Raw genomic sequence first — 6,710 nt, forward strand, 5'->3', positions numbered from 1 at the left:
TCACAACCAATCATCGCTAAAGGAGTTGCTGTCATTAAAATGTTCATCACCGCGTACGCAACCATTGCCGCGATAACTGCCAGCATGAAATTAGGTCGACGAATAATCAGTCTCAGCTTATCCGCCTTAGCGTGTAGCGCCTGCGTGTGTGCAGGTGGAAAACGAATGGTTTGTAGCACAACCAACGCGGTTATATAAAGCACGACAAGCACAGCAAATGCACTAATGTATAAGCCATCATCTGACCACTGCTGCGAGTACACGGCCAGATTAGGCCCAAGGATCGCCGCTAACACCCCACCCGCCATAGATATCGAAATCGCCCTATGCCTTGCCGACTCTTCACACACTTCGATGGCAGCAAACCTGTATAGAGTACCGAAACCTATACCAACACCAAGCAAAAACGTAGACATGCAGAACAGATAGAAGTTTTGTTGACTTAATGCATACGTCGCTAGACTAGCACCCAAAATGCCAATGACATTACCAAGGCTAAAACCAAGGCGACGCCCTAACTTGCCCATAATTAGCGACGCAGGAATTGTCGCGGCCATCAGTCCCAAAAACTGCAGTGCAACTGGTAATGTGATAAAACTTGATGACGGCGCAAGTGTTTTGCCAATAAGGGCAATAACAGATATGAGTAAAATATTCCCTGTCATTAATAAGGCTTGGCAGAGGGATAGAAGCCATACATTACGATCCAAGTCCAAATTCCTTTTGGTTACGACGTATACAGATAACATATAGGAAAGCAGAAACAATAGAAAGATATGAGAGTAATTCTCAACAAAAAGAGCCAGAGGCATAGTACCTCTGGCTCTTCACTATTCACTTTTCGCTTTTAAAAAGTTTTTCTGTTGAGCTTACTTGTTGCGGCGCACTTTTACTGCATCAGAAAGCTGACGAAGTACCGTTTCCGTATCTTCCCAACCAATACATGCATCAGTGATCGACTGACCATAAGTGGCTGCTTTGCCATCCACTAAGTCTTGGCGACCTTCAACTAAATGAGACTCGATCATCACACCAAAAATGGCTTCTTCGCCAGCAGAGATTTGCTCGGATACATCATCAGACACCAGCATTTGACGCTTGAACTGCTTCGAGCTGTTAGCATGGCTAAAATCAATCATCACTTTTTTCGGCAGACCTGCAGTGTCCAGCTCATCTTTAATTTGAGCTACATGTGCTGCACTGTAGTTTGGTTCTTTACCGCCACGTAGAATAATATGGCAGTCTGGATTACCAGCGGTTTCTACGATCGCGGAATGACCGTATTTTGTTACTGAAAGGAAGTGATGGGAAGCGCTTGCAGAACGAATCGCGTCGCTCGCTATTTTAATATTCCCGTCTGTACCGTTTTTGAAACCTACAGGACAAGAAAGACCAGAAGCTAGCTCGCGGTGAACCTGAGATTCTGTCGTACGAGCACCGATAGCGCCCCAACTGATCAAATCCGCCACGTACTGAGGTGTGATCATATCTAAGAATTCACTTGCCGTTGGCAAGCCCATATCGGTTAGATCAAGAAGAAGTTTACGTCCGATACGTAGACCATCATTTAGCTTATAGGTGTCATTTAAGTAAGGGTCATTGATAAGGCCTTTCCAACCAACGGTTGTACGCGGCTTTTCAAAATAAACTCGCATAACAACCTCAAGCTGCTCGCCCAGTTCATCACGTAGTACTTTTAGCTTTTTACCGTACTCAACCGCGGCAGCCGGATCGTGAATAGAACACGGGCCAACGATCACGAGTAATCGATCGTCTTTTCCTTCAAGAATATTGTGAATGGCGTTACGGCAATCAAAAGTGGTCGAAGAAGCGGTTTCAGTCGCTGGGAACTTCTCTAATACTGCAACAGGTGGCAATAACTCTTTTACTCTATTTATTCTTACATCATCAGTTTGAAACATTACTTCTACTTCCTGGTTTTATTTCCGACCCCATTTTTACCAACTGAACTCATTGCAACATTGTTCACAAAGCGAGCAGCATCAAGGGCTGTGGTCATTTTCTGTCTAGCGTTTAAGTAACTTATCGGCTTAGGCGTAGACTTGCAATCAGTTTTTGCAAATAAATGCAAATAAAAACCACCTGTTAACCACCACGCACAATGTAAAGTAAAGTTTACGAAAAAAGTTCAAAATAATCATCAATTTTCTTATGCACCAAAAAATCTTTACTACAATGTAAGAAATATCAGAAGTTTGTGAGGTATTTTTGGGTAGTAAATGTTGATCAAGTTCAAATATATTGTTGCTTGATATGAAATGATTAGAATATTAAACTAATTTCTTATAAACGCTGGTTTTTTCTAATTTTTTGATAAAACGAAGTAGAAGTTAATATGCAATCAATACAAGGAAACATTATGAACAAAGTAGCAATTGCAGTAGCAGCAGTGGTAGCTGGTAGTAGCGCGCTTTTAAACTCTGCTCAAGCTGAAATGTACATCGGGGGCAAAGTGGGCATGACTACACTTGACGACGCTTGCTATCTAAATAGCCCTTGTGATGATGAAGCGTTCGGTGCAGGACTACATATCGGTTATGACTTTACCGATATCATTGGGCTAGAGTACGGCGTAGACTTCTTAGGCGACTATGAAGGAAACTCTAGGTCAGGGGCTAATACGATTAATACGATTGACGGCAATCTAACGGCTTTAACACTTGCACCTAAATTCAACTGGCACTTAAACGACTCTTGGAATCTATTTGCTAAGATCGGTGGTGCTTACATGATGTCTGATGACGAAACAGACTTTGTCCCAACAGGTTCTTTGGGTGCTGAATACTCGATCGATAGAAACTGGAGTGTTCGCGCTGAATACCAACGCTACCAAGATATGTCTGACGACGTGTGGGACGACATGGATGCTAACTTCTTTGGTATCGGTGTTAACTACAAATTCGCAGCAGCTCCAGTTGTTGCAGCAGTTGTAACGGAAGAAGTGATCGAGCCAGATCCAGAACCAGTGATGATGAGCAAGGTGCACAAAGAAGAGTACGGTACAGGTACGTTTGAATTCGATAGTGCTAAGTTAACAGAGTCCGTTTCTGAACGTCTGGACAACTTTGTTTCATTCTTGAACGAATATCCTCAAGCTCAAGTAGAGATTACTGGTTACACGGATAGCTCAGGCCCTGCGGCATACAACCAAAAACTGTCTGAGCGTCGTGCTCAATCTGTTGCTGATTACCTAACCGCAGCTGGCATTGGTTCAGATCGTTTGACAGTTAAAGGTATGGGTGAAGAAAACCCAGTTGCTGACAACAGCACTCGCGAAGGTCGTGAGAAAAACCGTCGCGTAGAAGTTGTGGTACCTTCATTTGAATACCAAGAGCTAGTTCAACCAGAATAAGCATCTATGATTCATGATCGATGATGTGGTAAAAATTAATGGGGTGCATTTGCACCCCATTTTGATCTCATATTAAGGGATATTGCCACTATGGTTTTGGGAAAAAGATCAACTCATTATCTTGCACCATAACGCAATCCATACCAGCTGCACGCGCAGCTCGCTTCCCCAACTCAGTATCCTCGAACACAAGACACTGTGACGCCTCCAAGTCGAGTTGTTCCGCGGCCACCAAAAAGGTATCTGGAAAGGGTTTATGGTTCTCTACATCACTCGCGGTTACTACAACATCCAACTTGTCTAATAAACCTGCATGGCTTAATAAGCGCATGGCACTTTCTCGTTGGCTGCCAGTCCCGACTGCAATTTTCTTATGGCCTAAATATTCCTCTAACACGATGTTCGTGCAAGGAATAACGTCACCATGAAGCTCCATAGCAGCGAATGTTTCCATTTTAAATGTCGCGACAGTTTTAGGATCTAATGAAAGCTCATGCACACGATTTAGTTCCTCAACAATTTTAAAGCTCGGCATCCCTCCCAAACTGTGAAACCATTCCTGGCAAAACGGAAAATCAAAACGCTCAGCAGTTGCTTGCCAAGCTGCCAAGTGGGCTGGCATGGTATCGATTAGAGTACCATCCATATCAAATATGAATCCCTCATAGGGTCTAAAATCAATCGTGCTCATGTCTTTTCTTCTATTTGTGCATCTGTAATGTTAATTTATCAGCTCTTTCAATCGTCCTTACCGGCATTTACTTATCATGCTCAAAATTTCGAACTCCGTCACAATTCAAGAGTGGGAAATTCAATTATCCCCAATTAGAGCTCAAGGAAATGGTGGTCAGAACGTTAACAAGGTGGCGTCCGCTATACACCTGCGCTTTGATATCCGGCATTCAAGCTTACCTGACTTTTACAAAGAGCGATTACTTGCACTTTCTGATAGTCGTATAAGTAAAGATGGCGTGATCATCATCAAAGCGCAACAATTTCGGACACAAGAACAAAATAAGGAAGACGCCCTAAATCGGCTTCAAGCATTGATAAAAGCTGCCGCTTTACAGGAGAAGAAGCGTATTAAAACGAAACCAACCCGCGCTTCTCAACGCCGACGACTTGATACAAAAAACAAGCACGGAGCGAAAAAACAGCAACGTAAAAAAGTGCTGTATTAGTGCATGTCGTTTTCTCGACATGTTAGTTGAACAACGTTTGCTAGCCCTTGGAAATCTCATTGGATTTCTCTTTTTAGTTACTTATTCAGGAAACAACAATATGACTATTAGGCAAAAACTCTACTTCCTCGGAGTTATCGCCATTTTAGGCATCGTGGCCCTTTTGGGTACGTCATCCCATTTTGAAAATAAGAGCAATGATCTTAATCACGCCATCAAACTCGTTGGTGATCTAGAAATACGCTTACTCAACTTACGCAGAAATGAAAAAGATTTCCTACTGCGTAGTAATGACAAATATCTAAATAAGTTTGACGCCAATGTTGACAAGTTTATAGACACAGAAAAAGAGCTTGCGAACATACTCAAGAGTAATGAATTACCTTCCAGTCAACAATTTAAGCAAGACTTGCTCGCATACCAAAGGGGCTTTCAGAATCTGGTCAGCGCTTACCAACGATACGGGCTTGATTCAAAGAGTGGGCTTCTCGCCGGTTACGAACAAGCACTATTAGAAGCTAAACAACGTTCAGACCACCAGCAGTTATTGGCATTAGTCCGTTTTGACTCTGCGGTAAAAGCAGGACTATTCAATAGTGACTTGCTTGAGGGGCAATATGCTCCGGAGCTTATCAAAACAGGTAAGCAATTGGCGGCCCAAAAGCAAGTTGTTGGGGTTGCTTATGACAAAGGCCTACTCGGTGAAACTCGCGCATTATCCCATGCCGTAGAAGAGCAATTTGAAACCTTTTCCACAGCCCTTAGCTCTGCTGCCGCACAACGTGATGAACAAATGTCGACCATCAAGCAGGTCATTACAGCTCTGATCTTAGTCGTTATTTTCGCATTGATTTGGCAAATATCACGTTCAATCAATACGCGAGTGAATAGCTTACTTGGCACCATTCGAAGTATCAGCGAAACGAACAACATGGGACTTCGATCTGATTTGAAAGGTCAAGACGAGCTATTTGATATCAGTCATCACCTCAATGACCTATTGGATAAGCTTGAGCATCTAATTAGTAGTACCCAAGAAAAATCGGCGCAACTCACTGCAAGTACCGATAATATGCATCGTGAGTTAGAAGGCGTTATGGAGCAATTCCACACTCAAACTGACCACACAGCATCAATGGCGACGGCAGTTCAGCAAATGGTTGCCACAATAGGTGAAATCTCTGAGAGCACATCAGTTGCGGTAGAAGGCGTACATCAGGCAGCGAATAATGCCGAACAAGGTCGAGGAGTTGTTGAGGCGACGGTAACCAACATCGGTCAACTAACCACGATTTTATCAAACAGCCAGCAGTCGATTGGCTCGCTGAATCAGCATGTAGATAAAATTGGTGGTGCCGTGAACATCATCCAAGAGATTGCAGAGCAAACCAACCTACTAGCTCTCAACGCAGCAATTGAAGCCGCGCGAGCAGGCGAACAAGGCCGCGGGTTTGCAGTTGTTGCCGATGAAGTACGCGCCCTAGCTAGCCGAACTCATCAATCCACAGAGGAAATCACGCGGGTAGTTGCAGATATTCAAACTCAAATGTCTACAGTTGTTGCTGATATTGATCAATGTAACGATCAAGGGCAACAAACACTTAATGCTTCTGAAAAACTGGATTCTAGCCTGCAACAGATCATCACTGACATGCATTCAATTCAAGGTAATTCGGAGCGCATAGCTTCAGCAATTGAAGAACAAGGTATCGTGATGAACCAAGTTAGCGGTTCAATCACCGAGCTAAACGCAATATCTGAGAATAACATGCAATCCGCTCAGGAATGCTTGCATGAAGTGAACTCTGTCTCTGCTCAAGCTCATGATATGGATGAAGCCGTTGCACAATTCAAAACTGCGCTAAAATAACCCTTTTTCAAAATAGAAAGCCCGAGGCAATCATTGCTTCGGGCTTTTTTTCAATTGTCACTTCGTGCTTACTGCGCACTTCGGATGTGATTACTCATCATCAAGAGGAACCAGCTTGGTGTTGCCGCCATGAACTTTCTCACGCTGTCTTTGCACCAGAGCGTAGAAGCCTGGGATCAAGAATGTACCTGCTAGAAGCACACACAATAGACCACCAATCAGCGACACGCCGAGTGAGTTTTGACTCACGTGCCCCGCGCCAGCGGCAAAGATAAGCGGGAAGATA

At 43.6% G+C, this 6,710-nt stretch carries 7 protein-coding genes; 3 read left to right on the plus strand and 4 right to left on the minus strand.

Annotated features, from left to right (window positions below; translation table 11 throughout):
- On the minus strand, positions 1-710 hold a 710-nt coding region (locus IQR33_RS32850; RefSeq protein WP_228013863.1), incomplete at its 3' end, for an MFS transporter.
- Positions 711-869: 159 nt separating this feature from the next.
- Positions 870-1,922 (minus strand): 3-deoxy-7-phosphoheptulonate synthase AroG, encoded by a 1,053-nt coding sequence (gene aroG / locus IQR33_RS11160; RefSeq protein WP_182015845.1) that lies wholly within the window; start codon positions 1,920-1,922, stop codon positions 870-872.
- A gap of 458 nt (positions 1,923-2,380) precedes the next feature.
- Here aroG and IQR33_RS11165 point away from each other — a divergent pair, with 458 nt between their 5' ends.
- Entirely contained in the window at positions 2,381-3,373 is a 993-nt protein-coding gene (locus IQR33_RS11165) for an OmpA family protein (protein ID WP_005373499.1), read from the plus strand.
- Positions 3,374-3,461: 88 nt separating this feature from the next.
- Here the strand turns inward: IQR33_RS11165 and IQR33_RS11170 are convergent, their stop codons facing one another.
- Positions 3,462-4,064, minus strand: coding sequence for a beta-phosphoglucomutase family hydrolase (locus IQR33_RS11170; RefSeq protein ID WP_193837925.1), 603 nt, complete (start codon positions 4,062-4,064; stop codon positions 3,462-3,464).
- A 76-nt stretch (positions 4,065-4,140) separates the two neighbouring features.
- Here IQR33_RS11170 and arfB point away from each other — a divergent pair, with 76 nt between their 5' ends.
- The gene (gene arfB / locus IQR33_RS11175; RefSeq protein WP_017635196.1) at positions 4,141-4,554 is read left to right on the plus strand and encodes an alternative ribosome rescue aminoacyl-tRNA hydrolase ArfB; all 414 of its coding nucleotides are present in this window, start codon (positions 4,141-4,143) and stop codon (positions 4,552-4,554) included.
- A gap of 100 nt (positions 4,555-4,654) precedes the next feature.
- Positions 4,655-6,424 carry a methyl-accepting chemotaxis protein gene (locus tag IQR33_RS11180; protein WP_025767924.1) on the plus strand — a complete coding sequence of 590 codons (1,770 nt, stop codon included), beginning with the start codon at positions 4,655-4,657 and terminating at the stop codon, positions 6,422-6,424.
- A 90-nt stretch (positions 6,425-6,514) separates the two neighbouring features.
- Here IQR33_RS11180 and IQR33_RS11185 read toward each other — a convergent pair.
- The coding region (locus IQR33_RS11185) for an efflux RND transporter permease subunit (protein WP_193843701.1) at positions 6,515-6,710 on the minus strand (196 nt) is incomplete at its 5' end.

The sequence above is a fragment of the Vibrio sp. OPT46 genome, assembly GCF_015163535.1.
Taxonomy (GTDB): domain Bacteria; phylum Pseudomonadota; class Gammaproteobacteria; order Enterobacterales; family Vibrionaceae; genus Vibrio; species Vibrio alginolyticus.

Bases quoted from the DNA above. Each gene is read 5' to 3' on its own strand.
- aroG (WP_182015845.1), bottom strand. From the start codon at position 1,922: ATGTTTCAAACTGATGATGTAAGAATAAATAGAGTAAAAGAGTTATTG.
- IQR33_RS11165 (WP_005373499.1), top strand. From the start codon at position 2,381: ATGAACAAAGTAGCAATTGCAGTAGCAGCAGTGGTAGCTGGTAGTAGC.
- IQR33_RS11170 (WP_193837925.1), bottom strand. From the start codon at position 4,064: ATGAGCACGATTGATTTTAGACCCTATGAGGGATTCATATTTGATATG.
- arfB (WP_017635196.1), top strand. From the start codon at position 4,141: ATGCTCAAAATTTCGAACTCCGTCACAATTCAAGAGTGGGAAATTCAA.
- IQR33_RS11180 (WP_025767924.1), top strand. From the start codon at position 4,655: ATGACTATTAGGCAAAAACTCTACTTCCTCGGAGTTATCGCCATTTTA.